Below are 18532 nucleotides of genomic sequence, written 5' to 3'. Positions count from 1 at the left end.
AGGTGGGCGACCTAGCATGGAGGTATGCGCACCGATCCGGTGACGTTGTTCCTCTGCGGGGACGTCATGCTCGGCCGCGGCGTCGATCAGATCCTTCCGTACCCCGGTGACCCGACGCTGCGGGAGAGCCATGTCCGGGACGCTCGGACATATGTCGATCTCGCGGAGGCGGTGAACGGCCGGATTCCCCGGCCGGTCGGCTTCTCCTGGCCGTGGGGGGATGCCCTGGGGGTGCTGGCGGAGGTCGCGCCCGATGTCCGGGTGGTGAACCTGGAGACGAGCGTCACCCGGAGCGATGATTTCGCGGTGGGCAAGGCCGTGAACTACCGGATGAGTCCAGCCAACCTTCCCTGTCTGCTGGTCGCCCGGCCCGACGCCTGCGTGCTGGCCAACAACCATGTCATGGACTTCGGCCGACGAGGTCTGGAGGAGACGCTCGACGCCCTGGCCGGCGCGGGACTGCGGGCGGTGGGGGTGGGCCGGGAGGTGGACGAGGCGCGGCGACCTGCGATCGTCACCGTCAAGGGGGGCGGGCGGGTCCTGATCCTCTCCTGCGGGACGGAGTCCAGCGGCATTCCGCCGGAATGGGCGGCGGCCCCGGATCGAGGGGGTGTCGATTTCGTCCCGGAGCTGTCGGAGACCGCCGCGGCCGAGGTGGCCGGCCGGGTGCGGCGGGTGAAGCGCCCCGGTGACGTCGCGGTCGTCTCCATCCACTGGGGCTCCAACTGGGGTTACCACGTCGCCACAGAGCAGCGGCGCTTCGCGCACCGCCTGGTCGACGGCGGTGTCGACGTGGTGCACGGACACTCCTCGCACCACCCCCGGCCCGTCGAGGTCTACCGGGGCAGGCTCGTTCTGTACGGCTGCGGTGACCTCATCGACGACTACGAGGGCATCACCGGCTACGAGGAGTACCGGGACGACCTTCGGCTGCTGTACTTCGTGTCGGTGGAGCCGGAGTCGGGCAGGACGGCCGGCCTGCGGATGGTGCCCATGCGGGCCCGTCGGATGCGCCTCCGGCACGCCTCGGCCGAGGACTCCGAATGGCTGCGGGCGGTTCTCGACCGGGTCGGCCGTGACCTCGGGTCACGGGTCGACCTGGAGCCGGACGGCGCTCTCGTGCTCCGATGGACGAGATGATGACCGCGGGCACCTCTCCCGAAGATCTCATCCGGGCCGTCCGGGCGATGGGCGTCCGCGACGAGCGTCTGCTGGAGGCCGTACGCGCGACGCCGCGAGCGGGATTCGTCCCCGCGGACCGTGTCGCGATCGCCTACCACGACGAGCCCATCCCGATCGGGCACGGACTGGTGACCACGCAGCCCTCGCTGTCGGCAAGAATGATCGAAGGTCTCGGTCTCGGCGGGACGGAACACGTGCTTGAGATCGGCACCGGTCTCGGTTTCCAGACCGCGCTGCTCGCTCGCCTGGCCGCCGATGTCGTGACCATCGACCTGTGGGCGGATCTGGTCCGGCAGGCGCGCCGGAACCTCGCCCGGCAGGGCATCGGCAATGTCGAGCTGCTCGTCGGAGACGGCGGCCGCGGCGTGCCGGACCGCGCTCCGTACGACGGCATCGTGGTGTCGGCCGCGTTCCCGGAGGTCCCCCCGCCGCTGGTCGAACAGCTCCGGCTCGGCGGCCGTCTCGTACAGCCCATCGGACCGGGCGGGCGGGAGGAGGTCATCCTGTTCCAGCGCACCGTGACCGGACTTGAGCGTCGGCAGGTCCTCACGCTGGCCAGCTTTGTCCGCCTTCATGGAAGGTACGGCTTTCCGTCCTGAACGGGTGCGTCTCCCCGCGGATGGTGATCGGCGGCCCGGCGGCCGTTTCCCACCCGGTAGGGGTACGTCCCAGATCCACACCGGCCACCGTACGGTCGTCCCGGTGCCGGGTCGTGTGCGAGACCGGCTGCCGTACGGTCGTCCCCGTGCTCCCGCCGGTTCTCGCGGTGGTGTGGAACGGGGACGCCCCGGTAGAGACCGGGGCGTCCCCGGGCTGTGGGGTGCCGGGTCAGCGAACCTGGGGCATCCCGGCCAGGATGCGGTTCATCGCACCCTCCAGGTGTCCGCGCAGCGCGGCGACCGCGCGTTCGGGCTCGTGCGCGACGCACGCGTCGAGGATCGCCTGGTGCTCGTGGTGGCTGAGACGCCGCCGCTCCCCGTCGGGGAAGGACGCGAAGCGGTACCGCTCGCTGTTCTGCCACACCGCCTCGATCGCCCTGGGAAGCCAGCGGGATCCAGAGGCGTGGTAGATCGCGAAGTGGAACTCGGTGTGCGCGCGCCTGGCACCGGCCACGTCCCCCGCGGCCAGCAGCGCCTCGTGCTCGGTGAGGGCCTGCTCGGCCCGGGCCGCCTCGGCGGCGCTGAAGGTCAGCGCCGCCCGCGCCACGGCCAGCGACTCGAGTTCGACGCGGATCTCGTAGGTGTCGCGCAGGTCGGTCTCGCTGAGCTCGTGGACCCGGGCCCCCTTGTGCGGGACGATCTCCACGAGCCCCAGCGCCTCGAGCCGGCGCAGCGCCTCGCGCACCGGCATGGGACTCATGTCCAGCCGCGCGGCGAGCTCGGTCAGCTTCAGGGGGGATCCGGCCGGCAGGGTGCCGGCCAGGATCATCCGATGCAGCTCGGCGGCCGCGGTCTCCGCCAGGGTACGCCTGCCCGTGATGTTGTCCGGTGAGAGCTCGAAGTTACGGCCCCGATCGCCAGTTGTGCTCACCGATGTTCCTCCGCCCAGGGCAGTAGTCGCTTCTCCAAGGCCGCCAGACCGTAGAAGAGCACGATGCTGATCAGGCCGAGCAGGGTCATCGCGGCGAAGGCCAGCGGCGTGTCCGCGCTGGCGCCCGACTGCACGATCACGAAGCCCAGTCCGGCGTCGGCGCCGACGAACTCGGCGATGACCGCCCCGATGACCGCCAGTGAGATGGCCACCTTCAGGCCCACGAAGACCTGCGCGAGAGCATAGGGGAAACGGACCTTGAAAAATGCCTGGACTTTGCTGGCGTTCAGGGAGTGGACCAGTTCGACCAGCTCAGCCGGGGTGGAGCGGAGCCCGGCCGCTGTAGAGATCACGATCGGGAAGAAGCACAGCAGGAAGACCATGACGACCTTCGGCAGCTGGCCGAAGCCCATCCAGACCACCAGGATCGGCGCGATGGCGATCTTGGGGACCGCGTTGACCATCAGCAGCAGGGGGTTGATCGTCCGCTCGATCAGCCGCGAGCTGGCGATCAGCACCGCGATCGGCACACCGACGACGATGGACAGCACGAAGCCCTGAACCGTCTCCACCAGCGTCACCCAGGACTGCTCCATGAGGAAGCCGGCCTGCCCGGCGAAGGCGTAGATGACGTCCACGGGGGAGGGGAGGAGGTACTTCTCGATCGAGAAGACGACCGTCGCCAGCCACCACAGCGCGATGATCGCGACGATCCCCAGCAGCGGCAGTCCCCAGTTGGTGATCCGGTCCCGGAGGCGGATGCCGGCGGGAGTCCGCCGGTGCTGGCCCAGCGGCTCCGCGGTCATGCGATATCTCCCATCGGTGCGGGCATGAGCAGTTCGTGCAGTTCGGCGCTGACCTCGGTGACCCGGTCGGCGTGGGCGTTGTGCCCCAGCGTGCGCGGGCGCGGGATGTCGACCGGGACGACCTTGCGCAGCCGGCCGGGACGCGCGCTGAGCACGACCACCCGGTCGGCGAGCAGCACGGCCTCCTCGATCGAGTGCGTGACGAAGATGATCGTCGTCGCCTGCTCCATGCGGATCCGCTGGAGCTCCACCGAGAGCTCTTCCCGGGTGAGCGCGTCGAGGGCGGAGAAGGGTTCGTCCATGAGCAGGACGTTGGGGTTCTGGATCAGTGAGCGGCACAGCGAGACCCGCTGCTGCATGCCACCGGAGAGTTCGTGCGGCAGCCGCTTCTCGAAGCCGGTGAGCCCGACGAGCTCAAGCAGCTCGTGGGCCCGCCGCAGGTGGGGTGCCTTTTCGAGCCGGAGGATCTCCACCGGCAGGAGCACGTTCTCCAGCACGGTCCGCCACGGAAGCAGGGCCGGCCGCTGGAACATGAAGCTCACATCGCGGCGGGGCTTGGTGACCGGCTCGCCCGCGACGGTGATCGTGCCCGAGGTCGGCTGCAGCAGGCCGGCGACCATGCGCAGCATGGTCGACTTGCCGCACCCGGACCGGCCCACCAGCGTCACGAACTCGTTGCGTTCGACTTCCAGGTTGATGTTTTCCAGGGCGTGGACGCGGCCCTGGCGGCCGTTGAAGACCTGCGATACGTGCTTGAGCTGGATCACGCCGCCCGCACCTCCTAGCCCTGCGGAGCGACGGCGAAGTCCACGACCTGCTCAGGCGTGAATTCCGCCGGGATCGCCCCGGCCTCGGAAAGGATCTTGATGTTGGCCGCCACCCGGACCTGGTCGATGGCACCGATCTTGTCGCCGTCGGCGGCGACGTATGGCGCCATCGCCTTCACCTCGGCGGACGCGATGGCCGGGTCCTGGGTGGGCTGGTACTTCTTGAGGATCTCGCCGGTCTCGTCCGGGTTGGCGATGGAGTACTCCAGCCCCTTCATCAGGGCGGCGGTGAACTTCTTGACCAGCTCCGGCTTCTCCTTGGCCAGCTTCGTGGAGGCCAGCAGCGCGTTGCCGTAGAGGTCGGGCAGCACGTCGCCGTAGGGCAGAATGACGGCCGTCCGGCCCTGGGCGGCCTTCTCGATCAGCGGCTTGCCGACGACGAACTGACCGATCGCGTCGACCGTCCCCCTGGCCAGCAGCTGCGGTAGCGCCGGCGGAGCCGAGGGGATGAACTTCACCTTCGCCGGGTCGATGCCCGCCGCCTTGGCGTAGACGGGGAAGGTCACCTGGTTGGTGGAGCCCGGCTGGTCGCCGATCGTCTTGCCCTCCAGGTCTTTGGGGGTCCTGATGCCGTGACCGTCCAGGCTGACGATCGCGGCCAGCGACTTCTGCTGCACCATGCCGACGGCGGTGACGGGCAGCTTCTCCTTGGCCACGGTGATCAGAGTGGTGGTGAAGTCGCCGATGCCGAAGTCGGCCCGCCCGCTGGCGACCAGCTTCATGACGTCGACGGTGCCGCTGCCGGGCTTGATCGAGACGTCGAAACCGGCGTCCTTGAAGTAGCCCTTCTCCTGGGCGACGTAGGCGTACGCGTCGCGACCGAAGGTGTTGAACGACGTCAGGTACTCGACCTTCTCGACGGCTTCCGGCGCGGTGACGCCGGCCGCGCCGGTACCACCGTCGCTCTCGGCACCGCCACAGGCGGTGGCCGCGAGTGCGAGCACGGCGACGCCGGCGACGCGGGTCAACCAGGTGACCTTCATGTTGACACTCCTCTCACAAGACCAGATCAAATATCAAATTTTCGGAAAGAGCTTTTCGCCGGCTGAGCCGCCGGATCGGGGGCGCGGTGGGGTCAGGCGCCCCGCTCGCCGCCCGCGACCTTCTCGTTCACGTCGAGCAGGTTCTGTGCGTTCTCGACGCCGACCCGGTGGACGAAGTCGGTCCCTCGGTGAGCGACGAGTTCGGCCGGGTCGTCACTGCCCATCGGGAACGGCCAGTCGCTCCCGAGGACCATCCGGTCCGCGCCGAAGGTTTCGACGGCGAGGTCGACGACCGCGGCGTCGTGGGCCAGGCAGTCGACCCAGAAGCTGCGGATCGCCTGCCGCAGCGGTGAGCCGAGCGCGGGCAGGCCGGGACGCCGGGTGTCCAGGCCCCGCTGCCAGCGCCCGAGCACCGCGGGTACGCAACCGCCGCAGTGCACCAGGATGAAGCGCAGCCCGGGGTGACGGGTGACCACGTCGCCGAAGAGCAGCTGCGCCACCGCCACCGAGGTCTCGTAGGGATTGCCGAGCAGGTTGGCCAGGTAGAACTCGCCCAGCCGCTCGTCGGGGCTGGCGCCCGGGTGCAGCATGAGCGGCCGGCCGTCGGCGGCCAGCCGGGACCAGAGCGGATCGAGCGCCTCGTCCGCGAGGCTGACCGAGCGTCCGCCGGCGGACGCGGTGAAACCGGCCCAGTGCCGCTCGCTCCGCAGCCGGTCGAACTCCGCCGCCGCGAGCTCGGGATGCTCCAGGGGCAGGTAGGCCATCGGCAGCAGCCTCGCGCGCCCCTCGACGGCGCGGCGTGTCCCGTCGTTGAGGGCGGCGACCCACCGGGCGGCCTGTTCCGCGGGCAGGTGCTGGCGGAAGAACGGCGGCGGTGGCGAGACCGCCGCCGCGTCCAGGGAGCGCTCGTCAAGCCAGGCTTCGAGCGTCTCGGGCTGGTAGAGCTGTCCGGGGCCGACCGGCGCGCCGTCGACGGCGAGGCGGCCGTCGACGGCGGTCAGGCCGGGCAGGCCGACGAGCTCGGTGGAGCCCAGAGCGGGTGCCAGGTGGGTGTGCAGGTCGATGCCGGCCATGGGGTTGGTGATCTCCTCAAGCGGTGGTGAGTGCCTGGGACAGTGTGGTGCGTACGACGCGGTTGCGTAGTTCCCCCAGGCCCTCGACCCGGGTGACGAGTACGTCTCCCTCGGCGAGGAAGATCTTCGGCTCGCGCGCGTTGCCGATGCCGCTCGGGGTACCGGTGAGCACGACGTCGCCGGCGCGCAGGGTCATCCCCCAGCTGAGTTCGGCGATGATCCGGGCGAAGGAGAACGCGGTCTGGTCGGTGCCCGCCTGCTGCAGCCGCCGGCCGTTGAGGTCGAAGCTGATCTCCAGCGCGTGCGGGTCGGGCACCTCGTCGGCGGTGGTGAGCCACGGGCCCAGCGGCATCGTCTGGTCGATGCTCTTGCCCTTGAGCCACTGGCCGCCGTGCGCCCGCTGCAGATCCCGCTGCGAGACGTCGTTGGCGACCAGGTAGCCCGCGACGTGCTCCAGCGCCCTCTCCTCCGGAATGGACCTGCCGTCGCGGCCGATGACCAGGGCCACCTCGGCCTCGTAGTCCCACTGCTCGGAGAGCTCCGGGTCCCAGGAGATGTCGTCGTACGGACCGATCACCGTGTCCGGGCCCTTGGTGAAGAAGGTCGGGTGCTTGGGTCGCTCCTTGGGGTCCTGGCCCTCGCGCTTGCCCTTGGACTCCTCGAAGTGGTCCCAGTAGTTCCACCCGGTGCAGAGGATGTCGCGGTTGAAGCGGCGCAGCGGAGCGCGCAGGTCCAGACCTTCGAGCGGGTGCGAGGGAGCCTTCGCGGCCTCCCGGCGCACGGCGTCGAGCGCCTCCGCTCCGCCTCGGACGACGTCGTCGACCGAGGGGGCCGAGGCCGCGAGCACCGCGGCCTCGGTTCCGTTGACGACGGCGGTACGGAGCTCACTGTCGAATCGAACGCTGGCCAGTCTCACGTCGCGTCCTCAGCCCTCGACGACCGCGATCGCGTTGATCTCGATCAGGTAGTCCTTGTTGACGAACTTCGACACCTCGACGAGCGTGGAGGCCGGTGCGACGCCGGTGAAGTACTGGCTGCGCACCGCGTGGATCGCCTTGAAGTCCTCCATGTTGCGCACGTAGACGTCGACCCGGGCGATGTCCTCGAGGGTGCCGCCGGCGGCCTCGACCGCTGCCTTGAGGTTCTGGCAGACCTGGTGGGTCTGCGCGGTGACGTCGCCGACGCCGGTGACCCCGCCCTCCTTGTTGCGGGCGGTCATCCCGGAGATGAAGACCAGCCGGCCCTCGGCCTTGGCGACCGTGGCCTGGGCGAAGTGCCCGTTGGGCACGGCCAGCTCGGGGCTGCGGATCTCTTGCTTGGGCATGGATGCTCCTGTTTTCTCGGGCGCCCTCCGGGGGGGATCCCCGGAGGGTACGGATGGGTCGGGGTCAGCGGGCGTCTTCGGTGCTGCTGTACCACTCAGGCTGGGTGGGATAGTGCGGCCCGTCGTACACCTCGAAGAGCACGGTGTCCTCTTCGGCGTGGGTGGGGCCGTGCATGCTGCCCTTGGGGTTCCAGTAGAAGGAGCCCTCGGTCAGCGTCAGGCCGGTGGGCACGTAGGTGTAGCGGCCCTTCAGGCAGAACATGAACTGGTTCGAGGCGTGGGAGTGCCGCGAGGGGATCCCCGAGCCCTTCTCGAAACGGACCAGGGCGATCGAGGCGCCGGTCTCGTCGTTGCGCCAGAGCATCTTGTGCGAGAGCCCGGCGAGGGTCTTGTCGACCCACTCCAGGTCGCCGGTGTGCACCAGGATCTCCCTGAAGCGGGCCAGCGCCTCGCCCTCGGGACCGGTGACCTCCTGCTCGCGGGAACGATCGGGCGCCTCACCGGAGTAGGCCGCGGGGTCGGAGAGGTTGTTGTCCCACTCCTCCTGCGAGATCCCTTCCGGACGCGACAGCTCAGACAAGGTTCTCCCCCAGACACTTGAGCTCGATCAGCCGGCAGCGGTAGCGGCTGTCCCCGTGGTTGGTGAGCATGTGGATCTCACCGGGCTCGCGGTAGACCACACCGCCCACGGCCTCGTGGACCAGGCGCGGATCGCCGCCCTTGATGGAGTCGATGCGGTTGTCCGCGGCCTCCAGGGCGATCACCATGTAGGGGTTGACGTGGTGGTGCCAGGGCTGGGACTGGCCCGGGGTCAGCTCGATCTCCCAGACCCGCACCTGGTCGTTCTCGAAGACGATCTCCTGGCCGACCGGGCCGAGGGTCACGGGCCGGCCGTCGGGGCCGGTCAGCGGATCAGGGGTGGTCATGCTTCCTCCACAGATCTGTCTGGCTGGTTCTGCTCGCACGCCTGTCGGGGAGGCGTGCGACCGGTGATGCGCTCGTAGAGCGCCGCCGCGACGTCCTCGCCCGAGGCGGGGTCATAGGGAACGATCGCGGCCACGTGCGCGTCGGGACGGAGCAGCACGAGCGTGTCGGCCTCGACCCCGAAGCGCAGGCGTACCCGCTCGGAGGGGTCGAACAGCGCCCGGTCGCGCAGTCCCGAGTCGTGCGGGGCGTCCCAGCGGGACACCGCGAAGCGCCGCAGTGCCGGGCTGTCCTGGGCCGGGATGCTCGGGCGTCGCCGGGTGTCGGTGAAGTACAGCGCGACGAAGGCGTCCTGGGTGAGGTCGTGCAGGTGCACCGGGCCGTCCGGGCCGTACATCGGCAGGTCGGGGGCGCGGTCGCCGACGCGTACCGGAAGCGGTTCCGAACCGGTCTTGACCATCGACCAGTCCCCGGTGCCGTCGACGTCGAGGCTGACCCCGAGCAGGCCGCGGGTGAAGGCGTTGCCCCAGTTGCCGTCGGTCATCGCGTCGAGCGCCTCGCCGCGATGGCTCATGTAGGCCCGGGCCGCCTCGGCCATCTGACCGGACCCCTTGATCGCGATCGGGGCCTGCTCGACCTCGTAGCCGGCCAGCAGCGAGTCCTCGGCCCAGCCGCGCAGCACCCAGGCCAGGCGCCAGGGCAGGTTGGAGGCGTCCAGCACCCCGGTGTTGAGCCCGAGCGCCCACATCGGTGTGATCAGGTGGGCGGCGTCTCCCATGAGGAAGATCCGGCCGTCCCGCCACCGCTCGGCCACCCGGTGGTGGACGGTGTAGATGTTGGTGCCCAGCACGGTGATGTCGTCGACCTCGCCGATGAAGCGCATCGCCTTGTCGCGCAGTTCCTCGTGCGTCGGCTCGTCGGCGCCCTTGGGCAGCGGGTAGAGGAAGCGCCAGCAGTGCGGCTGCCGGACCAGGATCATCCACTCCGAGGGGTCGGAGAAGTAGGCCAGGTAAGGGTACTCGCGCGGGTTGCCGACATCGAGGTCCACCTTCAGGTCGACCAGCATGTAGCGGTCGTCCAGGGTGTGCCCCTCGACGGTGATGCCGAGCTCCTCGCGCACCGCCGAGCGTCCGCCGTCGCAGGCCAGCAGGTAGCGGGCCCGTACACGGGTCTCGCCCTGGGGCGTCTGGAGCCTCAGCTCGACATGGTCGTCGTGCTGGGTGAAGCCGACCAGCCGGTGCGCCATGTGCAGCGCTCCGGGGGCGCGCCGCTCGAAGCTTTCGCGCAGCACCGGTTCGAGGTGGTGCTGCGGGATGTTGATCACGAAGGGGAATCGGGTGTCCTCGGACAGCTCACCGGTCCGCACACTCAACGTGGGCTTGTTGGTGGCGCGGTCGAGCTCACCGATCTCGTCGATGCGCAGCGAGGCCCGCAGCACCTCGGGCAGGGCGCCGTAGCGGTGCAGCACCTCCAGGGTACGGGTGAGCACGGTGCCGGCCTTGGTGTCCAGCGAGAGCCGGTCGTCCTCCTCGAAGACGGCCACCGGCACGCCGTAGTGGGCCAGCCCGAGCGCGGTGATCAGCCCGATCGGGCCGGCACCGATCACCGCGACCGGCAGGATCTCCTCCGTCGCGGAGGCACCGTCGCCCTCGGCTCGCGTCTCGTTCTCGGTCAACATCGGTTCACTCCTTCGGGTAGGCGCGGTCGCGGGTGAGCAGCGAGCCGGTCATGGTCGCGGCGTCGGACAGGAGGAAGAGCAGGGGGCCCACGACGTCCTCGGGGGTGCCGACGCCGGTCGTCCGCAGCCAGTGCTCCCGCTCGCCGCCGGAGGGGTTGGCGGCCTGGAACTGCGGGGTGTCGATGACCCCGGGGGCGATGATGTTGACCCGGATCCGGTGCTCGGCGACCTCGGCCGCCAGCGACTTGGCGAAGGCGACCAGCGCGCCCTTGCTCGCGGCGTACGCCGAGGCCTCGGCCCGTCCCATGTGGGCCAGGCCGGAGCTGAAGACCACGATCGAGCCGGAACGGCGCTCGACCATCGAGGGCAGGACGGCCTGGCAGGCCCACACGACGCCGTCGAGGTTGACCCCCAGCACCCGCCGCCACTCCTCGGCGCCCATGGCCGCCACCGGTGTGCGCGGCTGGATCGCCGCGCCGGCCACCAGGCCGTCGATGTGGCCGTGCCGGACCAGCACCTGCTCCACGGCCGAGACGACCGCCTCGCGGTCCGAGACGTCGACGACGATCTGTTCCACGCCGGGCGCGCCGTCCAGTTCCTCGGCATGGCGCACGTCCAGGACCACCGCCGTGCCGCCGGCCGCCCCGACCGCCCGGGCGAGCGCCGCTCCGATACCGCTGGCGCCGCCGGTGACCAGGACGACCTGACCGGTCGCGTCAAAGCTGAGCTTCATGTCCCCTGCCTCCTTCGCCCGGTCCGGCTCACGCGCCGGCGAGGGTGTCGACGCCGGGGAGCGGGGGCAGGACGGCTCCCACCTCGGCGGCGGTGCGGCGCAACGAGTCGAGCACGCTGACCCCGACCGGAACCCCGTCGACGCTTGTCGCGGCGTGGCTCTCGGCCTCGCGCTGGCCGGGCAGCAGCAGCCGCTCGACGCCCGGCGCGGCCGGAGAGCCGACGATCTCCGCGGCGAGCCGGCCCATCCGCTCGGTGAACTCGTCCGGATCCCCGAAGGCCGAGACGTCGAGGGCGAGGAAGAAGTGCGCGCAGTCGTTGGGCACCGTCAGGTCGGCGTACAGCCCGCGAACCCCCTGGCCGAACGAGCCGCCGGAGAGAACACCGGTGAGCACGTCGATGACCAGGGCCAGCCCGAAGCCCTTGTGGCCGGCGGCGGGCAGCAGCATTCCCGCGATGGCCGCCTGCGGGTCGGTGGTCGGGCGGCCCTGTGCGTCGGAGGCCCAGGTCGGCGGGATCTCCCGGCCTTCCTGCGCGGCGAGCCGGATCTTGCCCAGGGCGGCCTCGGAGAGCGCCATGTCCAGCACCACCGGCGGTCCCTGCGGGGTCGGTACGCCCACCGCGAGGGGGTTGTTGCCCACCACGGGCTTGGCGCCGCCGATCGCCGGCATCAGCGGCCGGGTGTTGGCGGCGGCCACCCCGACGCAGCCGGCCCGCACCGCCGACTCGACGTAGCGGAACGCCCCGCCGAAGTGGAAGGCACGGCGGACGGTGACCGCTCCGATTCCGAAGGCCGAGGCCTTCTCCACGGCCAGGGCCATCGCCTGGTCGCCGGTGAGCTGGCCCAGCGCGTGTCCGGCGTCGAGCACCGCGATGGCGCCGGCGTCGACGACGACCTCGGCCCGTTCGCGCCGGCTGACCGACCCGGCCCGGATCCGGTCGATGTACATGGGCACGAGCATGGTGCCGTGTGAGGGCACCCCGCGCATGTCCGCCTCGACCAGCGCCTCGGCCACGCTTCGCGCGGCACCGGGGCTGAAGCCGACCGCCTCGAACACCGAGCCGACCGCGTCGTGCAGCCAAGGCGCGGGTACGATCCCGTCACCATCCGGCCGTGTCGGAGCACCCACGCGTTTACCTCCCAGAACTTGCGCCTGTCTTGAGGGGAGATGCTCATCCATTTCATATCAAATGTCAAATATCAGATATATGATGATCGACCGGCGGGAGGCGTAGGGGCGAACGGGGCGGCGGCGTCAGGGGCGCCGGACATGGAGGAAGGCATGAGCGCCGGGGGTTCCCGTGCTCACGTGGTCTCGCCGGACGGAGACGGGGAGAACGACCTCTGCCGCTGTCCCCGTCAGACGGTGATGGGGAGAACGGCGTCCACGAGCGTGCCGCCGCCCGGCGCCGGGCCCACCACACAGGTCCCGCCGAGTTCGCGGGCGCGCTCACGCATCGAGACGAGACCGATCCCCGAACGGGGAGCCGGGGGCAGCCCGTTCCCGTCGTCGCGGATCCGGACCGTGAGGAAGGAGCCGTCACGCCGGAGCGAGATCGTCGCCGAGCGGGCTCCGGCGTGCCGGCGTACGTTGGTGAGCGCCTCCTGCGTGATGCGGTACGCGGCCACCTCGACGGCCGAGGGCAGGCCGGACAGGTCGCCCTCGGTCTCGACGGTCACCGAGGGCCCGCTGTTCGCCAGTGCCCGTACGGCTCCGGCCAGGCCGAGCGCGTCCAGGGTGGGCGGGCACAGGCCGTACAGCAACTCCCTGATCTCCTGGCCGACCGCGTCCATGCCGTGGTGCAGTTCCGCCAGCAGCCGGTCGGCCGAGGCGGGGGCGGTGCGCAGGCTGATCCTGGCCATGTTGATCGCCATCGCCATGTCGGCCAGCGCGTGGCCGAGCCCGTCGTGCAGATCCCGGCACAGCCGGCGGCGCTCCTCCTCGCGGACGCGGGCCAGCACGGTCGCCGGCGGGTCCCCCTGATCGGTGACGGCGGTCACGGCAGCTGCCAGACGGCGGAGAGCACCGCGGTCAGGACCAGCGTCGCGCCGATCCCGAGCCAGAACCCGCGCCGGGCCGAGTCGCGCAGCATCGCCAGCGCTGCCGCTCCCAGGCTCAGCGCCAGCAGGTAGACCGCGTGCCAGAACGCCGACCCCGGGGCCTTCTCGAACGTCCACATCGGCGAGGTCCACAGGACGAACTCCACGAAGAAACCGAGGAACCGCGCGGAGGTCGAGTAGACGGCGTAGTTGAAACCGACCAGTACCAGCATCACCGCGAACGGCACGCCCGGCCAGGGCGCCCAGCGGGCGGTCGCCGTTCCCAGCAGGGCGGCCCCGAGCACGCACAGCGGCCCGGCGGCCATTTCCCACACCGTGGGGGTGTCCCCCAGATCCACGCCGAAGGCCAGGCAGAGGCCCAGCAGCACCGCCTGGAACAGGCATGCCAGGACGAACGGCACGAGGGCGGCCAGGCAGGCGGCGGCCGTACGGTGCGCGCGGTCGAGTGGCGCGGTGGACAGCAGCTCCTGGGTGCCGGCCCGGCGCGCGGCGGTGCCGACGAGGTTCGCGGCGAAGAAGATGAGCACGCCCCACTCCATGACCATCTGAGCGGTGATCATCCTGAAGGAGTCCTGCGGCCACTCCCAGGTGTGCGAGAGGAACAACGCTGTCATAAGCGCGAACCCGAGCAGGTTGAGCGGGTGGCGGAGCAGCAGCCGGGCTTCGGCGCGGACCAGCGCGGGCACCGCGTGACGCGTCGTCGCGGGCAACCGGTCCGCGAGCCGTGACAGCCCGGCCATGGCAGTGCCTCCGGAGAGCGGGCCGGTGTACGCCGCCCGGGACAGGGCGTCGTGCTCGTACGTCATGCCGCCGCCTCCGCGGCCGTGCCGCCGAGCAGCAGCAGGTAGCCGTCCTCCACGGTCGGCTCGGCCAGGCGGGCACCCTCCGGAGCGGGCCCGATGTTGCGGAACAGCCCGTCGCCGGTACGCCAGGAGAGCACTCCCGACTTCTCCGCGGAGAACCAGACCCGGCCCTCGGCCAGTGCCCGGATCTCCTCGGGCGTGCCCTCGAACTCGCACCGTCCCGCCTTGAGCACGACCACCCGGTTGCAGAGGGCGGCGACGTCCTCGGTCTGGTGGGTGGAGAGCACGACGGCCCGGTCCTGCCCGATGTGCGAGATCAGCTCGCGGAACCGGAGCCGCTGCTCGGGGTCCAGGCCGACGGTCGGCTCGTCCAGCAGGATCAGCTCGGGGTCGCCGAGCAGGGTCTGCGCGATGCCCAGCCGCCGCCGCATGCCGCCGGACAGCGTCCGGATCCGCTTCCCGCTCACGGAGGTCAGCCCGACCTCCTCGATCACCCGGCGCACCTCGTCGTGCCGGGCCCGCCGCTCCACCATCTCCTTCAGGATCGCCACGTAGTCGACGAACTCGAAGACGGTGAACCCTCGTTGGTAGCCCGGCTCCTGCGGTAGGTATCCCAGCCGCCGCCGGATCTCCAGCCGGTCCCCGGCCGGGTCCCGGCCGAGCAGCCTCAGCTCGCCCTCGTCCGGTGCGAGCACGGTCGCCAGCATCCGGATCAGCGTGGTCTTACCAACGCCGTTCGGCCCCAGCAGACCGGTCACCCCCTTCCCCACGGTGAAGGTGAGCCCGTCCAGGGCCCGGCCGCGGCCGTAGGTCTTCACCAGACCAACTGCCTCGATCATGAGAACTCCTTGCGGCGAAAGAAGAGAAGCACGACGGATACGAAGGTGATGGCCAGGTAGCCCGCCTGGCCGGCGCCGCCGAACATCGCCAGGCTCGGCTCGCGGAGGTTCGTGGCGACGACCACGACCAGCCAGGTCGCGGCCACGGCTGCCCCGCAGTGGCGCGGGTCGAACCGGCTGGAAAGGACGAGGGTCAGCGAGGTCAGCGCGAGCGAGGGCAGCAGCCACGCGGCCACGGTCCAGTCGTCGTCCAGCAGGCCGAGGCCCATCACCAAGGCCAGCGCCGACGAGGACGTCAGCACCGCGGCGGCGCGCATCAGCATCAGCCGGAACATCGAGTACGGAGCCGCCAGACCGATCTCGTGGGCCGGATCGCCGTCCCGGCCGAAGGCCACGGCGACTCCGGCGACCGGCAGGATCGGGGCCAGCGTGAGATAGGAGAGCAGCCCCCACCGGGTCGTCTCCCCCGAGGCCAGCGCGGCGAACAGGAGCGCCACGGTGCTGGCCGCGATCCACGGCAGGCGCAGCGAGTGGGTGGCGCCCAGCAGCCGGGCCGTGTGGTCGTGGACGCCGATCGCCCGCAGCAGCCGTTCGAACGGTCCCGGCGCGGGCGTGTCCACCGCGTCGGCCACCTCCGCCCAGACCCGGTCCAGCCGGGAGCGCGGTACCCGGGGCGCGAGCAGGCTCCGGCATTGATCGCAGGCCAGCAGGTGGGCCTCGACCGAGGCGGCCAGGGTCGGGTTCAGCTCCCCGTCGGCGTACCTGACGGCCAGGCCGTCGTCCATGTGCCAGGTGCTCATACCAGCTCCTCCCTCAACAGTGCCTTCGCTCGCATCATCCGGGTCTTGACGGTCCCGGCGGGGATGCCGAGCAGCCGACCGGCCTCCCGGGTGGTCAGCCCGTCCAGCACCGTGGCCTGGACCACCGCGCGCAGTTCCGGGGAGAGCCGGCCCATCGCCTGGCCGAGCTCGCCGTACTCGATGCCGAGCAGCACCTGCTCCTCGGCCGAGACCATGACCTGGTCGTAGGCGGGCAGTGGCACCGCCGGGCGGCGGCGGAGCTGGTCCAGCAGGCGGCGGATACCGATGCCCCAGATCCAGGCCGCGACCTCTCCCTTGCCCCTCCAGGTGCGCGCCGTCCGCCAGACGGCCACGAAGGTGTCCTGGACCGCCTCGTCCACCAGCGCCGGGTCGGCGCACCGGCGGGTGAGCCGGATGACGAGCCAGGGTGCGTGCCGGGCGTAAAGGACCTCAAGGGCCCGGCGGTCCCTGTCGGCGACGGCCTCGAGCAGTCGAGCGTCCGTCCAGCTCTCGTGCTCGCTCATGGGAGCCCTTTCAACGGTGTCATGCCTCTCTGTCGCATCCGATCGCCTCAGCGGTTCATGGCGTGGAACGAACCGAATGCGGTGTCGAGCCCGACAGGTGAGGCATGAGAAGGAAAATACTGGTCTCGCTGGTGGCGCTGTCCATGGTGTGCGCTGCGACGTCGTGTTCGCGGGGAGTGCCGCTCGACGGTCCTCCGGGCACCGGGAAAATCATCATCGACGCGGACATGGGCGAGCTGAACGACGACGCGCAGGCCATGTTCCTGCTGGCCGCCGCCGAAGGGGTGGAGGTGCTCGGGGTCACGACCGTGGGCGGCAACACCTGGCCGGAGGAGGGCACCGCGTACGCGCTGCGCCAACTGGAGCTCATCGGCAGGACCGACATCCCCGTGGTGACCGGCGAGACCAACGTGCCGGCGCCGAGGGAGGACTACGACGGGGCTCTGGACCGGCCGAGGCCGGCGTCCCACCGCGCGCTGGCCACCCCGCCGCACGGTGGCTACCCGACGACCCGGCCCGCGGCGGGCAGCGCCTCGGACTTCATCGCCGACCAGGTGGGACGCCACCCCGGTGAGGTGACCGTCTTCGCGCTCGGCCCGGCCACCAACCTGGCGCGCGCCGTACGGGAGCATCCCGAGATGGTCCCCCTGGTCAAGGAGGTCGTCTATCTGGGAGCCGATACGGAGGGCGAGGAGTTCAACCGCTGGTTCGACCCCGAGGCGTCCCGGATCGCCTTCGCCGCTCCGTTCAAGCGCCGGCTGGTCGTCACGCTGGAGGCGGCGCAGCGGCTCACCTTGGACCAGAAGACCTACGAGCGGGTGGTCACGGGCCCGGAGAGCCCGGTCAGGAAGCTCTTCAAGGAGATCGAGGGGCCGCTCTTCGCCGGTGACCCGGGACATCGGGCGTTCGTCTGGGACGCCGTGGCCGCGGCGGCCTTCCTCCGCCCCGAGATCGTCTCGGACACCGACGGCCGCACCGTGCTGGAGGTGGACCCGGACCGGTTCTGGGATTTCTACGTCACGCGGATCGGCTCGGCCGGGCCGCCGAGCTGAGGGCTCGAACCCTGACGTCCACCGGTCGGAGTGGAACTTTCAGATGGCCGGGAACATACCGGAGTCAATCGGGCCTGGTCGCCCCGTGGGGCCGGGGCGGCGGGCCCGAGTGCGCTTGCGCGGGGGAGGAACCGCTCTATGGTGCGAATTATAGGAGCGCTCCCATACTAATCCGCGACCGAAAGCGGTGCCAGCATGAGGCGAACGAGAGAACGTGGAGTGAGGCGGGCCGTCATGGCGGTCCTGGCCGCCCTCGGCCTGGTCCTCACGGCCGGGGCGGTCGCCGCTCCGGCGCACGCCGACACGACGATCTGCGAGAAGTACGGCGCCACCACCATCCAGGGCGGGAGGTACTACGTCCAGAACAACAACTGGGGCGACGACACCAGGCAGTGCGTCAACGTCACGGGCCTCGGCTTCTCGGTGACGGAGGCGAGCCACGACAGGCCGGTCGACGGCGCACCGGGCTCCTACCCGTCGATCTTCGCCGGCTGTCATCGCGCCCAGTGCACCTCCGGCAGCGGCCTGCCCATGCAGATCAGCGACAGCCGCTTCAACGGCATCCAGACCAGCGTCCACATGACCTATCCGAGCGGCGGCGTGTACAACGCGTCCTATGACATCTGGCTCGACCCGGCTCCCCGGACGGACGGGCAGAACACCGGTGCGGAGATCATGGTCTGGCTCAACCGGGTGGGGCCGATCCAGCCAATCGGCTCCCGAGTGGGCACGGTCAGCCTCGCCGGGGCGAGCTGGGAGGTCTGGTACGGCAACGTCGGCTGGAACGTGATCTCCTATGTCCGCTCCTCGGCGACCGCGTCGATCGGCTTCGCCGTCCGCACCTTCGTCGACGACGCGGTCGGTCGCGGCCATGTCCAGCGGTCCTGGTACCTCACCAGTGTCCAGGCGGGCTTCGAGCCGTGGGTCGGCCAGACCGGCCTGGCGGTGAACAACTTCTCCTACGGCATCATCAGCGGTGGAAGCTGCTCGGCCACCGGCACCCTGTCGTACGGGGGGAACAACATCTACACGGTCAATCCGATCAGCGTCACCAACACCGGTCTCACCACGATCAACGACTGGACCGTCACCGTCACCCTGCCGGCCGGGCACAGCCTCATCGGTTCCTGGGGCGCGACCGTGACCACCAACGGGCAGACCGTCACCGCTCGCAACCTGAGCTACAACGGTTCACTCGCGCCCGGGGCCGGTGTGAGCTTCGGCTTCCAGGCCGTCCGCCCACCCGGCGTTCCCCAGTGGCCCTCGGGCTACACCTGCACCACCTCTTCCTGACCCCGCCCCGGAGACATGGCTCGCCGAGGGAGGCGAACCGGTTGCGCATCCGTTCGCCCTCACCACCCGCCTCCGAAGGCAAGGGTCACGATGTCCTCCA

The 18532-nt window shown here is 70.6% G+C and carries 21 protein-coding genes; 4 read left to right on the top strand and 17 right to left on the bottom strand.

Annotated elements, in window-relative coordinates; genetic code table 11:
- The first annotated feature begins 24 nt into the window (after window positions 1–24).
- Window positions 25–1140: a CapA family protein gene (locus tag IG98_RS0124040; protein ID WP_030916318.1), complete on the top strand. Its 1116-nt coding sequence runs from the start codon at window positions 25–27 to the stop codon at window positions 1138–1140.
- Entirely contained in the window at window positions 1128–1781 is a 654-nt protein-coding gene (locus IG98_RS0124035) for a protein-L-isoaspartate O-methyltransferase family protein (protein WP_245651685.1), read from the top strand. Before IG98_RS0124040 ends, IG98_RS0124035 begins: the two co-directional genes overlap by 13 nt.
- Before the next feature lie 229 nt (window positions 1782–2010).
- Here the strand turns inward: IG98_RS0124035 and IG98_RS0124030 are convergent, their stop codons facing one another.
- The 17 genes from IG98_RS0124030 to IG98_RS0123950 form a co-directional block, all read right to left on the bottom strand.
- The gene (locus IG98_RS0124030; protein WP_051752776.1) at window positions 2011–2712 is read right to left on the bottom strand and encodes a GntR family transcriptional regulator; all 702 of its coding nucleotides are present in this window, start codon (window positions 2710–2712) and stop codon (window positions 2011–2013) included.
- The gene (locus tag IG98_RS0124025; RefSeq protein ID WP_084195598.1) at window positions 2709–3518 is read right to left on the bottom strand and encodes an ABC transporter permease; all 810 of its coding nucleotides are present in this window, start codon (window positions 3516–3518) and stop codon (window positions 2709–2711) included. Before IG98_RS0124025 ends, IG98_RS0124030 begins: the two co-directional genes overlap by 4 nt.
- Entirely contained in the window at window positions 3515–4285 is a 771-nt protein-coding gene (locus tag IG98_RS0124020; RefSeq protein ID WP_030916308.1) for an ABC transporter ATP-binding protein, read from the bottom strand. Before IG98_RS0124020 ends, IG98_RS0124025 begins: the two co-directional genes overlap by 4 nt.
- Window positions 4286–4299: 14 nt before the next feature.
- Entirely contained in the window at window positions 4300–5328 is a 1029-nt protein-coding gene (locus tag IG98_RS0124015; protein ID WP_030916305.1) for an ABC transporter substrate-binding protein, read from the bottom strand.
- A gap of 92 nt (window positions 5329–5420) precedes the next feature.
- Window positions 5421–6401, bottom strand: a complete 981-nt coding sequence (locus tag IG98_RS47235; protein WP_051752774.1) for an amidohydrolase family protein — start codon at window positions 6399–6401, stop codon at window positions 5421–5423.
- A 16-nt stretch (window positions 6402–6417) separates the two neighbouring features.
- Window positions 6418–7317: a fumarylacetoacetate hydrolase family protein gene (locus tag IG98_RS0124005; protein ID WP_030916300.1), complete on the bottom strand. Its 900-nt coding sequence runs from the start codon at window positions 7315–7317 to the stop codon at window positions 6418–6420.
- Window positions 7318–7326: 9 nt separating this feature from the next.
- Complete coding sequence (locus tag IG98_RS0124000) at window positions 7327–7725, bottom strand: RidA family protein (protein WP_030916297.1); 399 nt, start codon at window positions 7723–7725, stop codon at window positions 7327–7329.
- 64 nt (window positions 7726–7789) lie between these two features.
- Window positions 7790–8305 carry a cupin domain-containing protein gene (locus IG98_RS0123995; RefSeq protein ID WP_211264077.1) on the bottom strand — a complete coding sequence of 172 codons (516 nt, stop codon included), beginning with the start codon at window positions 8303–8305 and terminating at the stop codon, window positions 7790–7792.
- Window positions 8298–8651: a cupin domain-containing protein gene (locus tag IG98_RS0123990; RefSeq protein ID WP_030916290.1), complete on the bottom strand. Its 354-nt coding sequence runs from the start codon at window positions 8649–8651 to the stop codon at window positions 8298–8300. The genes IG98_RS0123995 and IG98_RS0123990 overlap by 8 nt, the downstream gene beginning before the upstream one ends.
- Window positions 8648–10327 (bottom strand): FAD-dependent monooxygenase, encoded by a 1680-nt coding sequence (locus IG98_RS0123985; RefSeq protein WP_051752772.1) that lies wholly within the window; start codon window positions 10325–10327, stop codon window positions 8648–8650. Before IG98_RS0123985 ends, IG98_RS0123990 begins: the two co-directional genes overlap by 4 nt.
- 4 nt (window positions 10328–10331) lie before the next feature.
- The gene (locus IG98_RS0123980) at window positions 10332–11060 is read right to left on the bottom strand and encodes an SDR family NAD(P)-dependent oxidoreductase (RefSeq protein WP_030916284.1); all 729 of its coding nucleotides are present in this window, start codon (window positions 11058–11060) and stop codon (window positions 10332–10334) included.
- 28 nt (window positions 11061–11088) lie between these two features.
- Entirely contained in the window at window positions 11089–12189 is a 1101-nt protein-coding gene (locus IG98_RS45215; RefSeq protein WP_051752771.1) for an Ldh family oxidoreductase, read from the bottom strand.
- Between the two features lie 230 nt (window positions 12190–12419).
- Window positions 12420–13061, bottom strand: coding sequence for a sensor histidine kinase (locus IG98_RS53490; RefSeq protein ID WP_051752769.1), 642 nt, complete (start codon window positions 13059–13061; stop codon window positions 12420–12422).
- Entirely contained in the window at window positions 13058–13927 is an 870-nt protein-coding gene (locus IG98_RS53485; RefSeq protein WP_037971107.1) for a hypothetical protein, read from the bottom strand. The genes IG98_RS53490 and IG98_RS53485 overlap by 4 nt, the downstream gene beginning before the upstream one ends.
- Window positions 13924–14763, bottom strand: a complete 840-nt coding sequence (locus IG98_RS0123960) for an ABC transporter ATP-binding protein (protein ID WP_030916277.1) — start codon at window positions 14761–14763, stop codon at window positions 13924–13926. The genes IG98_RS53485 and IG98_RS0123960 overlap by 4 nt, the downstream gene beginning before the upstream one ends.
- A complete protein-coding gene (locus IG98_RS45200) occupies window positions 14760–15563 on the bottom strand; it encodes a zf-HC2 domain-containing protein (RefSeq protein ID WP_037971105.1) in 804 nt (267 codons plus the stop codon). The genes IG98_RS0123960 and IG98_RS45200 overlap by 4 nt, the downstream gene beginning before the upstream one ends.
- Window positions 15560–16087 carry an RNA polymerase sigma factor gene (locus IG98_RS0123950; RefSeq protein WP_030916274.1) on the bottom strand — a complete coding sequence of 176 codons (528 nt, stop codon included), beginning with the start codon at window positions 16085–16087 and terminating at the stop codon, window positions 15560–15562. The genes IG98_RS45200 and IG98_RS0123950 overlap by 4 nt, the downstream gene beginning before the upstream one ends.
- 104 nt (window positions 16088–16191) lie before the next feature.
- Between IG98_RS0123950 and IG98_RS47230 the strand changes: the two genes are divergently transcribed.
- Both IG98_RS47230 and IG98_RS0123940 read left to right on the top strand, forming a co-directional pair.
- Window positions 16192–17139 carry a nucleoside hydrolase gene (locus IG98_RS47230; RefSeq protein ID WP_084195596.1) on the top strand — a complete coding sequence of 316 codons (948 nt, stop codon included), beginning with the start codon at window positions 16192–16194 and terminating at the stop codon, window positions 17137–17139.
- Between the two features lie 195 nt (window positions 17140–17334).
- The gene (locus IG98_RS0123940) at window positions 17335–18432 is read left to right on the top strand and encodes a glycoside hydrolase family 12 protein (protein ID WP_037971103.1); all 1098 of its coding nucleotides are present in this window, start codon (window positions 17335–17337) and stop codon (window positions 18430–18432) included.
- Window positions 18433–18532: the final 100 nt, after the last annotated feature.

It is taken from the genome of Streptosporangium amethystogenes, assembly GCF_000721075.1.
Classification (GTDB): domain Bacteria; phylum Actinomycetota; class Actinomycetes; order Streptosporangiales; family Streptosporangiaceae; genus Streptosporangium; species Streptosporangium amethystogenes.
Note: the sequence above shows the minus strand (reverse complement) of the source record. Positions and strands in the feature narration are given on the sequence as shown.